Source organism: Bradyrhizobium sp. 197, assembly GCF_023073375.1.
GTDB lineage: Bacteria > Pseudomonadota > Alphaproteobacteria > Rhizobiales > Xanthobacteraceae > Bradyrhizobium.
The window spans coordinates 42,960-62,278 of the sequence record NZ_JADPJJ010000024.1; the positions used below are offsets into that span (position 1 = coordinate 42,960).

General features: G+C 64.1%; 17 protein-coding genes and 1 tRNA gene. 3 read left to right on the forward strand and 15 right to left on the reverse strand.

The window, feature by feature from the left end:
• Positions 1 to 19: 19 nt before the first annotated feature.
• Positions 20 to 745, reverse strand: a complete 726-nt coding sequence (locus tag IVB27_RS05650; RefSeq protein ID WP_247442040.1) for an alpha/beta fold hydrolase — start codon at positions 743 to 745, stop codon at positions 20 to 22.
• Between the two features lie 185 nt (positions 746 to 930).
• Here IVB27_RS05650 and IVB27_RS05655 point away from each other — a divergent pair, with 185 nt between their 5' ends.
• Positions 931 to 1,533 (forward strand): CGNR zinc finger domain-containing protein, encoded by a 603-nt coding sequence (locus IVB27_RS05655; protein ID WP_247351597.1) that lies wholly within the window; start codon positions 931 to 933, stop codon positions 1,531 to 1,533.
• A gap of 71 nt (positions 1,534 to 1,604) precedes the next feature.
• Here the strand turns inward: IVB27_RS05655 and IVB27_RS05660 are convergent, their stop codons facing one another.
• Complete coding sequence (locus IVB27_RS05660; protein ID WP_247351599.1) at positions 1,605 to 2,108, reverse strand: YkgB family protein; 504 nt, start codon at positions 2,106 to 2,108, stop codon at positions 1,605 to 1,607.
• A gap of 38 nt (positions 2,109 to 2,146) precedes the next feature.
• Positions 2,147 to 2,683: a carboxymuconolactone decarboxylase family protein gene (locus tag IVB27_RS05665; protein WP_247442042.1), complete on the reverse strand. Its 537-nt coding sequence runs from the start codon at positions 2,681 to 2,683 to the stop codon at positions 2,147 to 2,149.
• A gap of 131 nt (positions 2,684 to 2,814) precedes the next feature.
• Between IVB27_RS05665 and IVB27_RS05670 the strand changes: the two genes are divergently transcribed.
• Positions 2,815 to 3,735, forward strand: coding sequence for an AraC family transcriptional regulator (locus IVB27_RS05670; RefSeq protein WP_247442043.1), 921 nt, complete (start codon positions 2,815 to 2,817; stop codon positions 3,733 to 3,735).
• Here IVB27_RS05670 and IVB27_RS43110 read toward each other — a convergent pair.
• The 11 genes from IVB27_RS43110 to IVB27_RS05720 all read right to left on the reverse strand — a co-directional run bounded on the left by IVB27_RS43110 (position 3,696) and on the right by IVB27_RS05720 (position 16,712).
• On the reverse strand, positions 3,696 to 4,088 hold the full coding sequence (locus IVB27_RS43110; RefSeq protein ID WP_345946834.1) for an HGGxSTG domain-containing protein: 393 nt from the start codon (positions 4,086 to 4,088) through the stop codon (positions 3,696 to 3,698). The genes IVB27_RS05670 and IVB27_RS43110 overlap by 40 nt on opposite strands.
• Before the next feature lie 293 nt (positions 4,089 to 4,381).
• Positions 4,382 to 4,458 (reverse strand) — tRNA-Arg (locus tag IVB27_RS05675).
• Entirely contained in the window at positions 4,436 to 5,239 is an 804-nt protein-coding gene (locus tag IVB27_RS05680) for a GGDEF domain-containing protein (RefSeq protein WP_247442044.1), read from the reverse strand. The genes IVB27_RS05675 and IVB27_RS05680 overlap by 23 nt, the downstream gene beginning before the upstream one ends.
• Before the next feature lie 79 nt (positions 5,240 to 5,318).
• Complete coding sequence (locus IVB27_RS05685) at positions 5,319 to 8,486, reverse strand: bifunctional diguanylate cyclase/phosphodiesterase (protein ID WP_247442045.1); 3,168 nt, start codon at positions 8,484 to 8,486, stop codon at positions 5,319 to 5,321.
• Between the two features lie 136 nt (positions 8,487 to 8,622).
• A complete protein-coding gene (locus tag IVB27_RS05690; RefSeq protein ID WP_247442046.1) occupies positions 8,623 to 9,708 on the reverse strand; it encodes a branched-chain amino acid ABC transporter permease in 1,086 nt (361 codons plus the stop codon).
• Positions 9,705 to 10,715, reverse strand: coding sequence for a branched-chain amino acid ABC transporter permease (locus IVB27_RS05695; protein ID WP_247442047.1), 1,011 nt, complete (start codon positions 10,713 to 10,715; stop codon positions 9,705 to 9,707). The genes IVB27_RS05690 and IVB27_RS05695 overlap by 4 nt, the downstream gene beginning before the upstream one ends.
• A complete protein-coding gene (locus IVB27_RS05700; RefSeq protein WP_247442048.1) occupies positions 10,712 to 11,434 on the reverse strand; it encodes an ABC transporter ATP-binding protein in 723 nt (240 codons plus the stop codon). The genes IVB27_RS05695 and IVB27_RS05700 overlap by 4 nt, the downstream gene beginning before the upstream one ends.
• Positions 11,431 to 12,222, reverse strand: coding sequence for an ABC transporter ATP-binding protein (locus IVB27_RS05705; RefSeq protein ID WP_247442049.1), 792 nt, complete (start codon positions 12,220 to 12,222; stop codon positions 11,431 to 11,433). Before IVB27_RS05705 ends, IVB27_RS05700 begins: the two co-directional genes overlap by 4 nt.
• A 168-nt stretch (positions 12,223 to 12,390) precedes the next feature.
• Positions 12,391 to 13,575, reverse strand: a complete 1,185-nt coding sequence (locus IVB27_RS05710) for a substrate-binding domain-containing protein (RefSeq protein ID WP_247351613.1) — start codon at positions 13,573 to 13,575, stop codon at positions 12,391 to 12,393.
• A gap of 236 nt (positions 13,576 to 13,811) precedes the next feature.
• Entirely contained in the window at positions 13,812 to 15,548 is a 1,737-nt protein-coding gene (locus tag IVB27_RS05715; protein ID WP_247442050.1) for a putative bifunctional diguanylate cyclase/phosphodiesterase, read from the reverse strand.
• Positions 15,549 to 15,746: 198 nt separating this feature from the next.
• Positions 15,747 to 16,712 (reverse strand): sensor histidine kinase, encoded by a 966-nt coding sequence (locus tag IVB27_RS05720; protein WP_247442051.1) that lies wholly within the window; start codon positions 16,710 to 16,712, stop codon positions 15,747 to 15,749.
• A 194-nt stretch (positions 16,713 to 16,906) separates the two neighbouring features.
• Between IVB27_RS05720 and IVB27_RS05725 the strand changes: the two genes are divergently transcribed.
• Positions 16,907 to 17,746 (forward strand): SDR family NAD(P)-dependent oxidoreductase, encoded by an 840-nt coding sequence (locus IVB27_RS05725; protein ID WP_247351619.1) that lies wholly within the window; start codon positions 16,907 to 16,909, stop codon positions 17,744 to 17,746.
• A 137-nt stretch (positions 17,747 to 17,883) separates the two neighbouring features.
• On the opposite strand, the gene IVB27_RS05730 is transcribed toward IVB27_RS05725, so the two are convergent.
• Entirely contained in the window at positions 17,884 to 19,260 is a 1,377-nt protein-coding gene (locus IVB27_RS05730; RefSeq protein ID WP_247442053.1) for a cytochrome P450, read from the reverse strand.
• Between the last annotated feature and the right edge of the window lie 59 nt (positions 19,261 to 19,319).

Here is a 19,319-nt window from a genome sequence, read left to right on the forward strand (position 1 = left end):
TTTTGACGAGTGGGGGAGATTATTGGCTCTGGTCAGCCGGTTGCGGCGTGCGGGCCGCCGCTGCGGCGCGGATGGCCTCGCGGATGATGTCGATGACGATCCCGGGTGCGGTGACGCCGGGCGTATGATCGACGGCGTGTGAATGCAGCTTTGCCTTCATCCGTTCCGCCATGAACCGCTGCGTGGCGGGGTTGATCATGCGATCCTGCTCGGCCACGAGAAACCAGCTCGGGCGGTCCTTCCAGAGCGGCCGGCCCACCGCGACGCCGATGCAGGCGGCCGCGATCGGCCGCTGCACTGCGGCCAGCAATGCCTGCTCTTCGTTGGAAGCGTGCTGCGCGAACGCTTCGGCAAAGGCGTGTTCGGGAAGCCAGACCACGCCGTCCTTGTCCGGTGCCAGCAAGGGCGCCTGCGGATGCGGCGTGGCGCGATAGAAAACGTCGGCGACCGTCTCGCCTTCGTCGGGAGCGAGTGCCGCGACATAGACCAGCGACCTGACTTTCTCACTTTGGGTCGCGGCGATTACCGCGCCGGCATAGGCGTGGCCCACCAGCACCACCGGGCCATCGATCCGCCCGAGGGTTCGATCGAGCGCCGCCACGTCATCGGCCAGCGAGGTCAGCGGCAGCGGCGCCGCAACCACCCTGATGCCTTCCGCCCGCAGCGGCCCAATCACTTTGGTCCAGCTCGATCCATCGGCCCAAGCGCCGTGGACCAGCACCACGCTCACATCATTGAGGGACATTTTCGCTCCTTGCCGGTTTGCATATGGAGTAACCTGGTTTATACACTTAAACAGGTTACTTTCCGGGCAAGTAACTTGTCAATAGCCATCAGACAGGTTATTTTGCGATCGAAAGTCGACGGGGGCTATAGATGACCAAGGTTCCGCGCCAAAAGATCGCTCAAACCGCTTCACGGCCGTCTGCGATGTTCCTTGCCGACGCGCTCGGCCTCGATTTCCTCAATTCGGTTGCGACCCCGGTCGACACTCCGGTTGACTGGCTCGACGACGGCGATGGCCTGCTGGCCTGGCTCGAGCAGGCGCAGCTCGCGCCCCGCGAGGCGCTCGAAACGCTGCGGTCGCAGGCGATGCCTCGCGAACTCGACAGCGTCGCAGCCCAAGCGCGAAGCCTGCGCGAATGGTTCAGAGGTTTCGTCCGGCAACACAAAGGGCGGCCGCTCACCTCGAAAGCGCTGGACGAGTTGGCGCCGTTGAACCGGCTGCTTGAACGGGATGAAGGGTTTGGACGCATTGGGGTCGATGACCACAGCGCGGCCTCCGGGCTGGCGTTTCGAAAGATCCGCCGCTGGCGGTCGCCGGAAGCGCTGCTGCTGCCGATCGGCGAGGCGCTGGCGACATTCGTCTGCGAGGAAGATTTTTCGAACGTGAAGGCCTGTGAGGGACCCGCCTGCACGCTGCTGTTCGCCGACCACACCCGGGGCCGCGCGCGCCGCTGGTGCAGCATGGCGATCTGCGGCAACCGCGCCAAACAGGCGGCGCATCGAAACCGGCTCAAGCTGCAGCAATAAAATTGACAAATCACCGGCAAGCTTTGCGCTTGCCGGTGATTTGCGCGGCCCTATGCGGATCCGTCTCTCGATTACCGGATCAGGCGAACCAGATCCTGCTTCAGCAGATAAAACGAGACGGCGAGCAGAACCGCATCCTTCATCAGGAACGGCATGTTGCCGGTCATCGCCGGGAACCCTCCGGCCGAGGCGTCCCATGCGTCAGGCAGGAACGGAATGATCGTGACCGTCGCGATGAAGGTGCTGGTCGAGCCGAGGGCGCCGAGAACGCCGAGCCGCTTGTCCCAGAAGCCGGCGAGCAACAGGGTGCCGAAAGTCCATTCGGAGGCGCCGAGGAAATAGCTGGCGCCGGCATGGCCGAACACCGGATACAGCCACCAGATCAGCGGCCCGTTGCTGATGAAGGGCACCAGCCGTTCGAACTCGTAGGGAAACCACTTCTGGTAACCGAAGAACATAAACATGATCACCATCGCGGCGCGAATGAGGTGATAGTCGAGATCCTCCGCAAGCAAGCCGGATGCGCGCAGCGCGCGGACGAGCGGATTTTGCGTCGTGTTGGCAAGGGTCGTCATGGTCGTTATCCTTTCATGCAGGATCCGGCGCGGTCGCTTTACGCGACGGCGGGAAAATCGATCTCGGTGTCGTTGATGCGGTTGAAGACGTTGGTGAAGACGGTGGTCGCGAAGGCGAGGCTGATCTCGACCAGTTGCGCGTCGCTGTAGCCGGCCGCCTTGATCGCGGCGAAATCCGCGTCGCTGACGGTGCCGCTGGACTGCGCGAGCTTGCGGACGAATCCAACAAGCGCGTCGCGCTTGTCGTCGCCGCTGGGCTGACCGTTGCGGATCTGCTTCAGCACATCGGGCTTGAGCCCGGCGAGTCGTGCGAGATGATTGTGCGCGGCGACGCAGTAATCACAGCCGGCGACGCCGCTGATGACGAGCTTGATGACTTCCTGATCGCGCTTGCTCAGGCTGCCCGAAGCCAGCGTGGCGTCGGCGAACAGGATCGACTTGAGCGCGGCGGGGCCGTGGGCGGCGATCGCCGCAAAGGTGTTCGGCACGCTGCCGATCGCCTTCTTGATCTGGGCATAGACCTGGCCCGAGGGACCGTTATCGGATTCGACATTGGGGACTGAAAGACGGGACATGGTGGCACTCCGCGGTTGGGGTTCGTGAATGATTGCGTAGTGACAGTACGGTTATGATTTGATACTTTGAATGTCGCAAAATCTCGATAATATGCTCCATCGTCTCAATTTGTCTGCTTCGGAAGGTCAGCATGGATTGGCTCAGCCGGCTGTTCGAGTTGATGCCGGTGCGCGGGCGGCTCGACCTGCGCTGTTCCTACGGCGCGCCGTGGCGTATCGACCAAGGGCCCGGCGCGGCGAATGCAATCCCGTATCATGCGGTGCTCGCCGGCTCCGCGACCCTGGAGGACTCCGCGAAGGGCAGGCCGCTTCAGTTGAAAGCCGGCGACATCCTTCTGCTTCCCGGCAATGTCAGCCACGTCATGCACGACGGCAGCGGCGCCGCAGCGCTGCCGGCCCGCAACCGCGCGGCGCTCAACTTCACGATTAGCGAAAACCCGGGTTCGGGCGAACGGCTCGATCTGCTGTGCGGACACTTTGCGATCTCGGCCCCGCACGACCGGCTGTTGCGCAGCTATCTGCCGCCGCGCTTTGTCGTGCACGCCGGCGCTCACGCCGAACAGCAGGAGACGGCGGCGCAACTCGCCGGCCTCGTCGCGCTGATGCGGCGCGAGTCCGCCGACGATCACCTCGGCGGCCGCGCCATGCTGAACGCGCTGTCGACGGCGATGTTCGCGCTGGTGCTGAGACTGGCCAGCGAGACCGAAGACGCGCCGAGCGGTCTGCTGGCGCTCGCCGGTGATCCCCGCCTTGCACCGGCGGTGGCAGCCCTCTTCAACGAGCCGGCGCGGGCTTGGTCGCTGCCCGAGTTGGCGCGATTGTGCAACATGTCGCGCGCCACGCTCGCCCGCCACTTTCAGGACAAGCTCGGCAGATCAGCCAGCGAGCTTCTGACCGAGATCCGGATGATGCACGCTGCCAACGAACTGAGGCAATCGCAGCTTTCCACCGGCGCCGTGGCGGAGCAGGTCGGCTACCAATCCGAAGCGGCATTCCAGCGCGCCTTCAAAACTCACATGGGCGTCACGCCGGCGCAGTGGCGCAAAATGTAGGAGCCGCCCGGCGGCGGCATCGTCGCAACGTTGTGAGTGACCGGCAACATTCGGCTATGCAAAATCATTTCATCTCGCAGCAACTCCCGCGCGTCACCCAACAAGTCCCGAATCCGCTCGCGCTCTGTGATGACTTCCGCGTTGAACCGGGGGACGTGCCTGAGCGCATTCCGGTTTCCCTTGGGCGCGCCGGATTCGCGTGCACCGCCGTGCATGCGGCAGCGCCGTTTGCTTTGCACCACGGGCGAGCGGCACGATCCGCCGGCGCGGGTCTTGGCGCTGCAAAGCGGCCTCGCGAGCATCGGGAGGGTAATGCGGACGAGTTGAAGTTGCCTTGTGGCACTTCTCGACATGCCCCAACCTCCGAGTTGGGTCTGCTTTCGGGTAGAAGCGCAACTTGCATCTTGAGATGCCGACGGGCCGCTTCTGGCCCGAAGCGGTCGTCGTGGATGTTGGATTTCGCTAGCTCCTGCAAACTCGGCCTAGTCTCCGAACAACTTCCTCTCGATGGACTGGACCGACCTACATTGCGAGCGCCAATTCAAGAGCGCGCAGAAATTTTCTTCCAATTGCTTACTCACGCGAATGAAACAGAACTGAAGACTCAGGCTGAGTCTTCAGTTCGCGTTGTAAAACAAAGAAAAGCTGGCGCACCCGACACGATTCGAACGTGTGACCTTTGCCTTCGGAGGGCAACGCTCTATCCAGCTGAGCTACGGGTGCAGTGGGGTTCATTTAGCCGATTGGCCGGGAGCGGGCAACCGCTTCCGCCGTCTCCAGCTAGGCTGATTTGCGGGGCGATGCGGCCAGGAACCGGCAGGATGTCCCGGCCGAGGCCGGCGAATTCGACGAGCAGCCGTTCGGCGCAGATGATGCGGTTGCGGCCGAGCCGTTTGGCCGCATAGAGCGCCTCGTCGGCCGCGCCCAGCAGCCGGTCGGGGCTGCCGTCGGTTTCGCCCGGAATGTGGCTGGCGACGCCGACGCTGAGGGTGACGTGGTCGCCGGCCCCGTCGGCGCCATGGGCGATCCGCAAGGCCATGACGGCGCAGCGGATCTCGTCGGCGATGACGCAGGCGGCGTCGCAATCCAGGTCCGGCAGGATCAGCGCGAATTCCTCGCCGCCATAGCGGCTGGCAAGATCGAGCGGGCGCACGGCATGGCGGCTGACGACGGCAGCGACCGCGCGCAAGCATTCGTCGCCGCTCTGGTGGCCGTGGCGGTCGTTGAACAGCTTGAAATGATCGACGTCGACGAACAGCAGCGCCATCGGCTTCTGCGTCCGCTGGGCGCGGGCCCATTCGCTCAACAGCATCTGATCGAACGAGCGGCGGTTCGACAGGCCGGTCAGCCCGTCCTTGGTGGCAAGCTCCTTCAGCGCCATCTCGGCGCGCTTCTGGTCGGTGAGATCGCGCAGCGTCTCCACCACCGCGATCAGATGGCCGGCCTCGTCGTGAATCGGGCCGGCGTCGATGGCGAGATAGAGCTGGCTGCCGAGCTTCGGCATCACGCACCAGTTCTCGGCGGAATGGCATAGGAATCCGCAACGTCGACGGTCTTGGGTGGAATTTTGGCTGGCTTCGCCATCAGGCCACCGCCGCCACCGGCAAGGCTTGGACCGGCAAGGCCTGCACCGGCACGGCTTGCACCGGTAAGGCTTGGGGCAAGCCATCGCCCTGGCCGAACAGCTTTCGCACCTCGCTGGCCGGCTTCGGTTTGCTGAAAAGATAGCCCTGCATCTGCGTGCAGCCGAGCGCGCGCAGCATCTCGCGCTGCGCCTCGGTCTCGACGCCCTCGGCGACCGTGGTCATGTTGCTGGCGGCGGCGATGTTCACCACCGCCTGCACGATCACGGGCGCGCCGCTCGTCTCCGCGATATCAGCGACGAAGCAGCGGTCGATCTTGATCTTGTCGAACGGGAAGCGCTTGAGATAGCTGAGCGATGAGTAGCCGGTGCCGAAATCGTCGAGCGCGATGCGCACGCCGATCGCGCGGAGCTGATGCAGGATCGAGAGCGCCGCCTCGTCGTCGCGGATCAGCACGGCCTCGGTGATCTCGAGCTCGAGCCGCGACGGGGCGAGCCCGGAAGCGGCGAGCGCACCGGCGATCCGCAGCGCCAGCGTGTCGCATTTGAGCTGCACCGGCGAGACGTTGACCGCGACACGCACATGCGCCGGCCAGGTCGCGGCCTCGTTGCAGGCCATGCGCAGCACCCAGTCGCCGAGCTCGTTGATCAGGCCGGTGTCTTCGGCGATCGGAATGAACTCCGCCGGCGACACCATGCCACGCTCGGGATGCCGCCAGCGCAGCAGCGCCTCGCAGCCGGCGACCTCGTTGCTGCGCAGATCAACCAGCGGCTGATAATGAATATCGAAACCGCCGCTCACCAGGGCCTGGCGCAGATCCTGCTCCAGGCTCAGGCGCGCCTTGGCGCTCGCATCCATCTCCGGCTCGAAGAAGCGGTGGGTGCGGCGTCCTTCGGCCTTGGCGCCGTACATCGCGAGATCGGCATTCTTGATGAGCTGGTCGAGATCGGTGCCGTCCTGCGGCGCCAGCGCGATGCCGATGCTGGCGTCGGTGGAGAGCTGATGACCGAAGCAGTGATAGGGCCGTCGGATCGCCTCGAAGATCCGCGTCACGAATGACACCACGTCGGCAGACGACTCGATCCCGGTCTGGATCACCGCGAATTCGTCACCGCCAAGCCGCGCGATCAGGTCGCCTTGTCCGAGGCAGCCGCGGATCCGGCCCGCAATCGCCTTCAACAACTCGTCGCCGACGTGATGGCCGAGCGAATCGTTGATGCCCTTGAATTCGTCGATGTCGATATAGAGCAACGCGAACTGACCGCCGCCGGCGACCTTCTCCAGCTCGTGTTCGATCTGGTCACGGAACAGCACCCGGTTCGGCAGGTCGGTGAGCGCGTCGTAATGCGCCATATGCGCGATCTTCTCGTCGGCGCGCCGCCGTTCGGTGACATCCTCGACGACATTGATGAGGTAGCGCGGCTCGCCGGATTTATCGCGAATGCCGATCCGGGTTGAGGTGATGTAGCGGAGTCCCCTGGTCTGGCTTTGCCAGGGGTGCTCGCCCTTGAGCAATCCCTTGGTCTCCCGCAACGCCTTGCTGTCGTCGTCGGTAACGACCATGGCCGTGGCGTCCGGATACAAGTCGAAGGGAGTTTTGCCGACGATCTCTTCACCCGATTGGTTGAATTGCTCCTCGGCGGTCCGGTTGATCAGCAGATATTGCCGGGTCTGGGCATCCTTCACCGTGATCTGCGAGGGAATATGGTCGATGATCTCGCGCAGGAACATGTAGTTGCGGTCGCGTTCCTGCTCCAGATTGCGCCGCTCGGTGATCTCCTCGATCGTGGCCACCCATCCGCCCTGCGCGAGCGGCGTGTTGATGACCTGGAAAGCGCGGCCGTTGGGCAGCTCATGGATCCTGGTGGAAACCGTGCCTTCGGCCACGACCCTCATGACGTCGGCGCAAAACGCCTCGACGTCGCCGTCGAACGCACCGCGCTCCTTGCGATGGTGCATCGCCTGATGGATGTGGCAGCCGGGTTTGATGACGTCCGAAGACAGGCCGAACATGTCGGCGTAGCGGCGGTTGCAGGTGACGATGTATCCGGCAGCGTCGTACAGGATCAGCCCTTGCGACATGTTGTTCAGGGCCGTGTCGAGCCGCCCGCGCTCCGCTTCCAGCCGTTGCTGCGCCTCGCGGTTTTCTTGGTTGATCTGTCGAACGATCAGGAACAGGATCAGCGCGATCACCGCGGCCGAAAGCCCGGCCGTGGTGACCATGAAGCCGGTCTGCTGCCGCCAATCGGCCAGCGCGGCGCTCGTGGTGTTGGTCGCGACGATGATCAGTGGGAAATGCGAGAGCGACGCCCCCGAGCCGAGGCGGTCCTCGCCGTTGATCGGACCTTTGACGCGCAGGGTGTGCCGGCCGCCTTCGGTCAGCATTTTGCGCATCAATGGCGCATCCTTGAAGTTCTTGCCGATCAGGTCTTCGACGTGCGGGTAGCGCGCCAGCATCTTGCCTTCGCGGTCGAACAGCGAAATGGCCGCGCCTTCGCCGAGCGCCACGGAAGCAAAATAGCGATGATAATTGTCGGGATCGATCCGGCGCACCAGGACGCCGAGGAAAGTGCCGTCCGGCATGTTCAGACTTCGCGCGACGACCGTGGTCCATTTGCCGATGACGTAGCTGCGCACGGATTCCAGCAGCACCGGCTCGGATCGCGGGTCCGACTTGAAGGTCTGGAAATAGGCGCGGGCAGCGATGTTGATCGTGGGCAGCGGCTGGGCGCGCGACCAATTGACGATCTCACCCTCCGCATCGTAGATGACGATGTCGCCGAGGTAGGACACCGCGCTGATCTTGCTGCGCAGCATCTGGTTGGCGGCAGGCCCCGACATCCGCTCGCGGAACATCGCGGGTGAGGTGATCTCCGGCAGGTTCATCTGCCCGATCACATCGGCGGCGACGACGTCGGAATCTTCGAATTGCTGATCAAAGTGCCGCGCGATCAGCTGCACCGTGTTTTCCAGCTCGCGCTCGCGATTGGCCAGGGTTCGTTCGCGAAATTCGCCGACCGCCATGGCGGTCACGGCGAAGATCCCAGCGACCAGCAACACGCCGCACAGGGTCAGCCACAGCACTGGTCCGCGGCGAATCGCTGCCTCCCAGCCGTTCTTCACGGCTAGGGACATTCCTGCTGCGACCCCTGATAAGACCTGGCGCATTCCCCCTCCCTGGAGGGACAGGAATACGCCGCACAAATGGCGCAAAGCTTAGGAAAACCAGTTACCTAAGCATTAATCTCGTTGCGCGATCCCAGTCGTGTTCAGCAAGCCGCTGCGCTGCATCACTAACCGCGCGTTAATGCGAGGTACCAGCGCTCTTGTCGCCACCGCCATTGCGCAGCCGCCCGACCACGCCGGTCGGAAAAAAGTAGACGCTGGCGATGAAGAGCAGCCCGAGCCACAGCAGCCAGCGGTCGGGATGCAACAGCCCCGGCAGCAGCGGCAGGCCGGCTTCCGACGCCGCCTTGGAAGCGACGCCCATCAGCGACTGCAGATAGTTCTGGGCAAGGATGAAAATGGTGGCGCCGATGATCGCGCCGTAGATCGTGCCCATGCCGCCGATCACCACCATCAGGAGGATGTCCAGCATGATCGAGAAGCTGAGCGAGGTATCGGGGCCGGCATAGCGCAGCCACAGTGCATTGAGGATGCCGGCGCCGGCGGCCACCAGTGCGGCGAGGCAGTTGGCGTAGGTCAGGTGGAAGACGGTGCGGAAGCCGAGCGCCTCGGCGCGGAAACGGTTTTCGCGGATCGCCTGCAACACGCGCCCGAACGGCGAGTTCACCACCCGCAGCAAAGCGAGGATCATCACCGCCGAGACGGCGAACAGCAGATAATAGGTCAGGATGCGGCCGTTGACCTCGAAGCCGAGCACGTTCCTGGAGATCAGCACCGTGCCGGGGCGCAGCAGCTCCGGCAACTGAAAGCTGCGGCCGTCCTCGCCGCCGGTCAGCCAGGACAGCTGCGAGGCCAGCACCTGGAAGGCGGACGCGACCGCGAGCGTGATCATGGCAAAGAAGATCGCGGCGACCCGCAGCGAGAACAGTCCGATCGCAAGCGCAAGCAGCGCAGACAGCGGCAGGCCGACGACGATGCCGGTTGCAACCGCGGCCCAATTCGGGCCCATTCCATACAGTGCGATCGCGATCGCGTAGCTGCCGATCCCGTAGAACATGGTGTGTGCGAACGACACCGAGCCGGTATAGCCGAGCAGCAAATCATAGGAGGCGACCAGCGCGGCGAAGACGCAGATCTTGGCCGCGACGTTCAACGCCTTCGCCCCGGGGAACAGGAACGGCGTCGCCACCAGCGCCAGGATGATGAGGACGAGAACGAGCGTGAGCACGCGGCTACGCGGCGGGTCGCCCGAGAGGATCATCATCGGCTGGTCACCGCATAGAGGCCGCGCGGCCGCCACATCAGAATGGCGACCATCAGCAGGATGTTGGAGACGAGAGCGAGTTTTGGCAGCAGGAAGCCGCCGTAATTGGCGACCATCGCCACCAGGATCGCGCCAATGAAGCAGCCGCCGATCGAGCCGAGGCCGCCGATGATGACGACGATGAAGATCAAGACGGTGAGGTCGTCGCTCATGGAGGCGTGCACCTGCTCGCGATACAGCGCCCACATCACGCCGCCGAGGCCGGCCAGCGCCGATCCCGTCATGAACACGCCGAGGAACAGGCGGCGGATGCGATAGCCGAGCGCCTCGACCATCTCGCGGTTCTCGACGCCGGCACGGATCAGAAGCCCGAGCTTGGTTCGGTTGAGCACGAGCTGGATCGCGATGAAGACGGCGAGGCCGATCAGCATCGCCAGCACGCGGTATTTGGCGATCGCGACGTCGCCGAAAATGAAGGAGCCGCGCAGCGAGGTCGGCAGCGGCGTCGGGATGATCTGCGGCCCCCACACCGCATAGAGCGTCTGCTCGGCGACGATCAGGCCGCCCGTCGTCATCAGGATCTGCTTCAGATGCTGGCCGTAGACGGGCAGGATCAGCACCCGCTCGACGATCAGGCCGAGCGCGCCGGTGACCGCCATCGACAGCAATGCCGCCGGCGCCAGCACCGCGAGGTTCATCCACAGCGAATCCGCCTGAAGGGAGGCCGCGAACGGCGCCAGCACCAGGGTCGCGACATAGGCGCCGACCGCGATGAAGGCGCCATGGCCGAAATTGAGCACGTCCATCAGGCCGAACACGAGCGTGAGGCCGGAGGCCATGATGAAGATCATCATGCCCATGGCGAGGCTCGCGGCCGTCAGCGTCAGCCAGGTGCTGGGGGAGCCGATCAGCGGGATCATCACGAGGGCGACCGCGATCGGCAGCAGGATCGGCGCGATGTCGCGCTTCGGCTTCGGCAGCGGATCGGTTGCCGCGAGTTCAGTCACTGATGCGCCTCCAAGCTCAGGCCGAGCAGTCGTTCCTGGAGCGGCACGTCGGAGGCCAAGGCCGCCATCTCGCCGCGATGAACGATGGTGCCGTTGTCCATCACCAGCACGTTGTCGCCGAGCTCGCGGGCGGCAAAGAAATTCTGCTCGACCATCAGGATGGTGGCGCCCTTGCGCTTGATCTCCTTCAGGCACTCGATCAGCGCCATCACGATCGCGGGTGCCAGCCCCTTGGTCGGCTCGTCGATCAGCAAGAGCTTGCGCGGTTCGACGATGGCGCGGGCAATCGACAACATCTGCTTCTGTCCACCCGAGAGACTCCCCGCGCGCGACAGCCAGAACCGGCGCAGCGCCGGGAAGAAACCAAAAATCCAGTCGAGCTGGGTGTCGTCGAGCGGTCCGTCGCGCGCCGCCAGCATCAGATTTTCCTTCACCGTGAGGTCGGAAAACACCGCCATGCTCTCCGGCACGTAGCCGATGCCGAGCCGCGCGATGTCGGGCGTCGCACGGCTCTCGATGCGTTCGCCGGCGAGGCTGATCTCGCCGGAAGAGGCCTGCCAGAGGCCCATGATGGTGCGCAGCGTCGTGGTCTTGCCGGCGCCGTTGCGGCCGAGCAGCATCGTGGTCTGCCCCTGCGCGACGGCGAGATCGATGCCCTGGAGAATATGATAGCGGCCGATATGGGTGTGTACGCCGGAGAGCTGGAGCAGGTCGGTCATGCCGCGCTCCCCGCAGCTTTCTCCCCTGCAGCTTTCCTGGGTGCGACGCCCAGATAAGCCTCCTGCACGATCGGTGAGGCGATCACCTCGGCCGGTGGCCCGTCGGCAACAAGTTGCCCGTTATGCAACACGATGATGCGGTCGGCGAGCGAGCGGACGACGTCCATCTTGTGCTCGACGAGGAGAATGATCTTGCTTTTATCCTGCTTGAGCTGCGCGATCAGGTTCAACACCACCGGCACCTCGTCGATGCTCATGCCTGCGGTTGGCTCGTCGAACATGAACACCTTCGGCTCCAGCGCAATCATCAGCGCAACCTCGAGCTTGCGCTGATCGCCATGCGACAGTGCGGTCGCGGCCACGCCGCGGCGGCCGCCGAGCGCGACCTGATCCAGAATCGCATCAGCGCGGGCGATCAGCTCACGGCGGACCGTCCAGGGCCGCAGCATGTCGTAATGCGTGCCGTCGGCGGCCTGCACGGCGAGGCGGACGTTTTCCTCCACCGAGAGGTTCGGAAACAGATTGGTGAGCTGGAAGGCGCGCCCCAGGCCTGCGCGCGTCCGCATCGGCGCCGAGTGCCGGGTGATGTCGGTACCGTCGAACAGGATGCTGCCGGTTGATGCGCGAAGCTGTCCGGAGATCAGGTTGAAATAGGTGGTCTTGCCGGCGCCATTCGGGCCGACGATCGCGGTGAGTTCGCCGGGGCGGAAGCTGCAGGTGACGCTGTTGACTGCGACATGACCGCCGAAGCGGATGGTCAGGTCGCGGGTTTCGAGGGTCAGCGTCATTGGTCTGGCAAATGATGAGAGGAGGAAACGATCCGCGGTCGCGGTGCGCTCCCTCCCCCGCTTGCGGGGGAGGGCTGGGGAGAGGGTGCCTCCGCAGGCGAGAACCCACAAGAGGACAGAGCCCTCTCCCGGCCTCTCCCGCAAGCGGGAGAGGTGAAGCAAGACAGCTCAGCGCTTGTTGCGGACCGGAACGTCCATGTCCTCGATCTTCAGCTCGCGCACCGGCTCGAGCACGGCCCAGGCGACGTTCGGATCGACCTTGACCTTGAAGTGATACATGCTCTGGAGCGCTTGATGGTCTTCCTTGCGGAACATCATCTTGCCCTTCGGCGTGTCGAACTCCAGCCCTTCCATGGCCGTGATCAGCTTCTCGGTGTCGGTCGACTTCGCCTTGGTCACGGCGGCGACGACGGACATCGCGGCGGCGAAGCCACCCGCGGTGAAGAAGTCCGGCGGCGAGTTGAAACGCTTCTGGTGCTCGGCGACGAACCAGTCGTTCACCGGGTTCTTCGGAATCTCATAGAAATAATACGTGGCGCCTTCCATGCCGGGCAGGCCCTTGTAGGCCGCGAGCGCCGGCAGGATGTTGCCGCCGGTGGACAGTTCGATGCCGTAGCGCTTCGGGTCCATGTCCTGGAGCTTTGCCAGAGGATTGCCGGCGCCGGCCCAGATCACCCAGATCACCTTGCGGCCCGGCTTGTCCTTCAGCGCGTCGAACAGGCGCTGGCCAACCGCGGTGAAGTCGGTGGTCGAGGTCGGGGCATATTCTTCGGCGGCCAGCGTCGCGCCGGTCCTGGCGAGCGCCTCCTTGAAGGCGGCGACGCCGTCGCGGCCGAACGCGTAGTCCTGCGCCAGCGTCGCCACGGTGACGCCCTGCTTGCCGATCGCGACCGCGTTGGAGATCGCGTCCTGCGACGAGTTACGCGCGGTGCGGAAGATGTAGCGATTCCACTTCTCGCCGGTAATCTGATCCGCGACCGCGGGCTCGACGATCAGGATCTTCTTGTTCTCCTCGGCGACAGGCAGGATCGCGAGTGCCGCGGCCGACGAGGTCGTGCCGATCGCGATGTCCACCTTGTCGTCCTGATAAGCTTCCGCGAGCGCCGCCTTGGAGAGATCGGGCTTGCCCTGGTCGTCCTTGGTGATGACGACGATCTTGCGGCCGTCGAGCGTCATGGTGCCCTTGGTGGCGTATTCAAAGCCCATCTGCAGGCCGGTCTCGGTCTGCTTGGCGTAGGCTTCGAGCGGGCCGGTCTTGCCGTAGATCAGCGCGATCTTGAGATCGTCGGCCTGTGCGCAGGTGCTCGCGGCGAAGGCGAGAATGGCTGTTGTTATGATGAGTGAACGACGCACGATGGTCCCTCCTGATTTAACGTTTCTCGGCCATAGCGATTTGCACAACAGTGCGAATATTGCAATTACACCTTACGGCCGCCTTGCGCGGGAGCGCGTGTGACACTGTGTTGATGCGTGCGTGGCGGCTTGCCTCTGCCGAAGAAATCGGCAGCGCCGGACCTTCCGGTGCGCTGATGTCACCTCGGATCGGGCTGAGCATGCTTTGCAAAGCAAGGGTGTGGACGGCGGAGCGGTTACCGCCGATAGCCGCTCGCGCGCGAATAGCCTTGGCGGTTCTGCTGCGTCGGCCGGCTTGCGACGTTCGCCCGGGCCTCGCTGGAGACGGGCGTTGCGAGCTTCAGCTCCTCCAGGAAGATCGGCCGGGCGAAATAATAGCCCTGCGCGTAGCGGATCTTGGTTGCAGCCTGGAGATAGGCGAGCTCCTCGTAGGATTCGATGCCTTCGGCGATCACGGTCATCCCGAGCGCTTCGCTCAAGGATTCGATCGCACGCAGGATGCCCTGGTTGCGCGGGCGCTTGTGAATGTCGGTGATGAAAGAACGGTCGATCTTGATCTCGTCGGCGGTGATGTCGGCGAGCGCAGAGAGCGAGGAATAGCCGGTGCCGAAATCGTCGATCGAGATGCCGACACCGAGCTTGCGGAACATCGGCAGGATTTCGGCCTGGAAATGATTCTTGGCGACGAAGGCGTCTTCCGTCACCTCGATCATGAAACGCTGCGGAAAGCCGGTGTCGTCGAGCGCCTGCGCAAAGCTGCGCATGAATTCGGGGTTGCCGGCCTGCTTGGCCGCGACGTTGATGCTGATGGTCGCTTCCGCGCCAAACGTCTCGTTGATCAGGTCGATCGATTTGACGATTTCGGCGAGCACGAGATGGGTCAGCTCGTCGATCAGCCCGAGTTCGCCGGCAAGATTGATGAACGAGCCGGGTGCCTGGATCACACCTTCGTCGTCGCGCAGCCGCACCAGGGCCTCGATGCCCTTCACGTCCTGCGTGCGGATGTCGACCTTGGACTGGAAGGCGCAGCAGAAGCGCTTCTCCAGGATGGCCTGCCGCAGCGACTGCTCGATCTTCATCCGCGCCAGCGCCTCGCGCTCCATGCTGGAGTCGAAGAAGGCCGCCGATCCCTTGCCGTCATTCTTGATGCGGTACATCGCGATGTCGGCGTTCTGACGCAGCGTCTCGAAGCTGCTTCCGTGATCGGGATAGAGGCTGATGCCGACGGAGGTGGAGGCGAAGACTTCCGAATTGTCGATGAAGAACGGCGCCGTCAGCCGCTCCAGCGTCGACTGCATGAATTCGGCGACTTCCTCCTGGCTCTGGATCGGCGACAGCAGCAGCAGGAATTCGTCGCCGGAGATGCGCGACAGCATGTCCGAATCGCGCAAGTCGCGCCCGAGCCGCTTCGACAGCTCGGCCAGCAGGGCATCGCCGACGGCGTGGCCGTAATAATCGTTGATGTGCTTGAAATTGTCGACGTCGAGAAAGGCGAGCGCAAAGCGCTCGCCGGCGCGACCCTGCGCGAGCAGGCTGGTGGCGCGATGTTCGATCACGCGCCGCGAAGGCAGGCCGGTCAGCTCGTCGAAATACGCCGAGCGGAACAGCTGGTCCTCGAAATTCTTCTGCTCGGTGATGTCGGAGGAGGCCGAGATCAGCAGTTCGCGTCCGTCGAGGCGGATCGGACGATGGGTGGTCAGCAGCACCTGGCGTGTGGCTCCGTCGTGGAGCGCTTCCTCGGCGACGACCAGCTGGCCGGAGCTCAGGGCCCGCTGGCAAGCTTCCCGGCGCGGCGTGAGATTGGGTGAGGGACGGCTGCCGTCCATGCCGAGCTGGGCGGCCGCGACATCGTTGACCAGGAGAAATTCGCCTTGCGCGTCCTGCACGGTCAGGCCGGCAGGCAGCATTCTAACGATTTCCTTGAGGAATCCGAGTTCGGCTTCACTCGCGCCGGAATATTTGTTGTCGTTCATAGAAGTCATGAATCTTGTTGTTTCAGCGCGCATTTGCAATGGCGCGATCTTGCGCAGTTCCCTCTTAAGTTTGGTTAAGGGGTCCGGAGAAATACGGGGGTGTTTTGCGGCGATGCGACGCGCGCAGCCCATCGTCATTAACAGCGGGTCAACGCGCCCAGCGAAACCGCGCGCGATCGGCTTTCGTTTGCGCTGTGTCTAACCGCTTTTGGGGATGCGGCATTGCATGGTGCAATGAAGTCCGGTCCTGAGATAGAAGACCTCGGACTTGCCGTCGAAGGCCGACAGTGCCGACTTCAACAGCTTGGTGCCGAAACCGGGCTCGGAGACCTTGTCCACGCTCGGGCCCTCCGTTTCATCCCAGGTGACGGTCAGACGGTCGTCGCTGACTGTCCATGACACCTGCAGCAATCCGCGCGGCGCGGAGAACGCGCCATATTTGCCTGCGTTGGTGGCGAGCTCGTGAAACATCAATGACAGGGTGACCGCGAGCTTCGGCGGCAGGAACAGCCGGTCGCCGTTGAGGGAGAAGCGGACATGGCCGTAAGGGCCGAGCTCGGAGATCAGGAGGTCGCGAATGTCGCAGCCGGCCTTGTCGATCCGCGAGATCAAATCATCGGTCGCGGCAAGCGACCGCAGCCGCGGATCAATCCGGGCCCAGATTTGCGGCTGATCATGCAGCACCTGATGCAGCACGGCATGCACCGTCGACAGCTTGTTCTTCAGCCGGTGCTGGAGCTCGTCGACCAGCAGCTTGCGGTAGTCTTCTTCCTCGATCAGGCGTCTGGAAATCCGACGCTGCTCGACGAGGAGCGAGCGATAGTGCTCGACGCCCCAGATGGTCAGCGCGCAGACCGCCCAATAGAGCGCCAGCAGGGCAAATCGCGAGGGATCGGCCAAGGCATCGCCGAAATTCACGACCACGCCGAGCACGCCGCCGACCAGCGCCGTGATGACGCCGATGCGGAAGCCGCCGAACGCGGCCGCAAAGAACACGGCCGGGAAATACGGCGTGAAATAGACGTCGGGCCGCATATGGGCGAGAGCCCAGCGCGCCAGGGTCGCAACCAGCAGGCAGGTGACCGCAAACGCAAGGCTCAAGCCGAGCGACGGCGGTGCCGCGCCCCGCCAGCCCTTGCGGAATTCGTCGATCAGCTTCCCCATGCGCAGTCCGGTTGCGATATGCGTGCGACAATCGAGCGGTAGCCGGGAATGTTACGCATGCCGCCGGCGCAAGCAAAGCTTGCCTTGTCGGAAGCCGGCAGGAATAGTGCCTGCTGCGGCGCCGAGTGTCGCGGCGCCGGGATCGATCGGTGTCCGCCATTTGGCTTCAAGAGGTTCGAAAACAGGGACATTCCATGGGCAGGCTGGATGGCAAGGTCGCGGTGATCACGGGCGCGACGAGCGGGATCGGGTTGCGGACTGCGGAAGTCTTCGTTGCCGAAGGTGCCAAAATTGTGATCGCGGGCCGGCGTATACCGGAAGGCGAGGCGCTGGCGAAGCAGCTCGGGGCGGCTTGCGTCTTCCGCCAGACGGATGTGACGGTCGAAGCGCAGATGCAGGCGCTGATCGGGCTCGCGGTGGACAAATTCGGCCGCATCGACTGCCTGTTCAACAATGCTGGCGGCCCGGCGCAGACCGGTGGCGTCGAAGCCCTCGAGGTCGAGCGCTTCGACGCGGCGATGGCGACCTTGGTGCGCAGCGTCATGCTCGGCATGAAGCACGCCGCGCCCCAGATGAAGAAGCAGGGTTTTGGCAGCATCATCAACAACGGCAGCATCGCTGGCCGTCTCGCCGGTTTCTCGTCCTCGATGGTCTATGGTGCGGCCAAAGCGGCGGTGATCCATCTCACCAAATGCGTGGCGATGGAACTCGGCGAGTCCAACGTGCGCGTCAACTCAATCTCGCCCGGCGCCATCGCGACCGGCATTTTCGGCAAGGCGCTCGGGCTTTCGACCGATGCGGCGGAGAAGACGCCGGCGGTAATGCGCGAAGTCTACAAGACCGCGCAGCCGATCCCGCGCGCCGGCCTTCCTGATGACATCGCCCATGCCGCGGTGTTCCTGGCCAGCGACGAATCCAGCTTCATCAACGGACATGACCTCGTCATTGACGGCGCGATGACCGGCGGCCGCAACTGGACTCAGCAGCAGCAGGGCTACGTGGCCCTGCGCAAGGCGTTCGATCAGGGGGCGTAGGCGCTCTCGTGCCCCGGACGCGGTGCGGCGCGAAGTGCCGCACCGCAGAGCCGGGGCCCATCTCTCAGAGCTGAATGTGCCTCAAGATTCTGGGTCCCGGCTCGCGCTTCGCGCGTCCGGGACACGAGAGGCGAGCACTAAACCGCCTTCACCCTTACCCGCAACCCATCCCGCGGCTTCGGGATCGGCCATATCTGCCAGTCCGGCTTGTAGCCTGGCTCCAGCGACACCTCGATGTTCTGCAAGAAGTGCCGCGCGAAGCATTTCGCCTGCATGTAGGCGAAGTGCAGGCCGAGACACATATGCGCGCCGCCCCCGAACGGCACCCAGGCGAAGCGGTGACGGTTGCGTTGCGCCTCCTCGGTGAAGCGAGAAGGATCGAAGCGATCCGGCTCCGGCCAGATGTCCTTCATGTGGTGGGTGTAAAGCGGGTTAACGCCGATCGCTGTACCGGCCGGAATCGTAAAGCCCTTGAAGGTGAAATCGCGCATCGCGCGGCGCGGCATCGAGGGCACCGGCGGCTTGATCCGCAGCGCTTCCTTGAAGGCCATCTCCGACAGCGGCATCTTTTCGAGATCGTCGAAGCTGCTTGGCGCATCGGGGGCGAGCCCCAGCGCCATAATTTCCGCGCGCAGTTTGTCCTGCCAGTCGGGGTTTGCCGCGAGCTCGCCGACGAACGACGTCAGCGACGATGTCAGCGTGTCGTGCGCCGCCATCATCAGGAAGCTCATGTGGTCGATGATGTCCTGTTCCGAGAGCAGCGCGCCGTCCTCGTGGGTTGCGCGGCAGAGCTGCGAGAACAGATCATCGCCGCCGTGGTTGCCGCGTCGCAGCGGAATCTGCTCGCGGAAATAGCCGACGATGCGCTTGCGGCCCCTGACGCCGGCCGCCATCTGCGTGCCGGGCAGTGGCCGGCGGATCGGAGCGACGGCGGCGGCGACCATGTCGACGAAGGCGCGGTTGACCTCGTCGACCTCCGGCCCGATATCGGCGCCGAGAAAGGACGCCGCGGCGAGATCGAGCGTGAGCTGCTTCATCGCCGGATAAAGCTGCATCTCGCCGGGCTTGGCCTTCCACTGCGCGACGCGCGCGGCGATGCCGCGGTCGAGATCGCTCAGATACGACTTCATCGGCCCGGACTTGAACGCGACCGACAGCGCCTTGCGGTGCAGCCGGTGCTCGTCGAAATCCAACAGCATCAGGCCGCGCGGAAATAGCAGGCCAAGCACCTTGTTCCAGCCGTGGGTGGACGAGAACAGCTTTTGCTGGTCGAACAGCACGAGTTCGTTGGCCTCGGGGCCAAGCAGCACGACATTGGTCTCGCCGAAAAAATGTGTGCGATAGACCGGGCCGTATTTGGCGCCGTTCGCCTCAATATGCCCCTTGGGGTCGGCGAGCACCTGAAAGGTCTTGCCGATGATCGGCCAGCCTTCGTCGCCGGGGATGTGTGTCAGCTCGTTGCGCTTGGGCGGAGTGAAGCCGAGCGCAGGGGCGGCCACATTCTGCATCGACATGACGATTGCTCCGGTTGGCTAGACCCGGCCAGCATAGCACAATCCGGCTAGGATGACTC

Coding starts and splice junctions, on each gene's coding strand:
- IVB27_RS05705 (WP_247442049.1), bottom strand. CDS start 12,222: ATGACGCTGACCCTCGAAACCCGCGACCTGACCATCCGCTTCGGCGGT.
- IVB27_RS05725 (WP_247351619.1), top strand. CDS start 16,907: ATGGGCAGGCTGGATGGCAAGGTCGCGGTGATCACGGGCGCGACGAGC.
- IVB27_RS05655 (WP_247351597.1), top strand. CDS start 931: ATGTTCCTTGCCGACGCGCTCGGCCTCGATTTCCTCAATTCGGTTGCG.
- IVB27_RS05690 (WP_247442046.1), bottom strand. CDS start 9,708: ATGATGATCCTCTCGGGCGACCCGCCGCGTAGCCGCGTGCTCACGCTC.
- IVB27_RS05730 (WP_247442053.1), bottom strand. CDS start 19,260: ATGTCGATGCAGAATGTGGCCGCCCCTGCGCTCGGCTTCACTCCGCCC.
- IVB27_RS05715 (WP_247442050.1), bottom strand. CDS start 15,548: ATGAACGACAACAAATATTCCGGCGCGAGTGAAGCCGAACTCGGATTC.
- IVB27_RS05700 (WP_247442048.1), bottom strand. CDS start 11,434: ATGACCGACCTGCTCCAGCTCTCCGGCGTACACACCCATATCGGCCGC.
- IVB27_RS05650 (WP_247442040.1), bottom strand. CDS start 745: ATGTCCCTCAATGATGTGAGCGTGGTGCTGGTCCACGGCGCTTGGGCC.
- IVB27_RS05660 (WP_247351599.1), bottom strand. CDS start 2,108: ATGACGACCCTTGCCAACACGACGCAAAATCCGCTCGTCCGCGCGCTG.
- IVB27_RS05685 (WP_247442045.1), bottom strand. CDS start 8,486: ATGCGCCAGGTCTTATCAGGGGTCGCAGCAGGAATGTCCCTAGCCGTG.
- IVB27_RS05670 (WP_247442043.1), top strand. CDS start 2,815: ATGGATTGGCTCAGCCGGCTGTTCGAGTTGATGCCGGTGCGCGGGCGG.
- IVB27_RS43110 (WP_345946834.1), bottom strand. CDS start 4,088: ATGTCGAGAAGTGCCACAAGGCAACTTCAACTCGTCCGCATTACCCTC.
- IVB27_RS05680 (WP_247442044.1), bottom strand. CDS start 5,239: ATGCCGAAGCTCGGCAGCCAGCTCTATCTCGCCATCGACGCCGGCCCG.
- IVB27_RS05720 (WP_247442051.1), bottom strand. CDS start 16,712: ATGGGGAAGCTGATCGACGAATTCCGCAAGGGCTGGCGGGGCGCGGCA.
- IVB27_RS05665 (WP_247442042.1), bottom strand. CDS start 2,683: ATGTCCCGTCTTTCAGTCCCCAATGTCGAATCCGATAACGGTCCCTCG.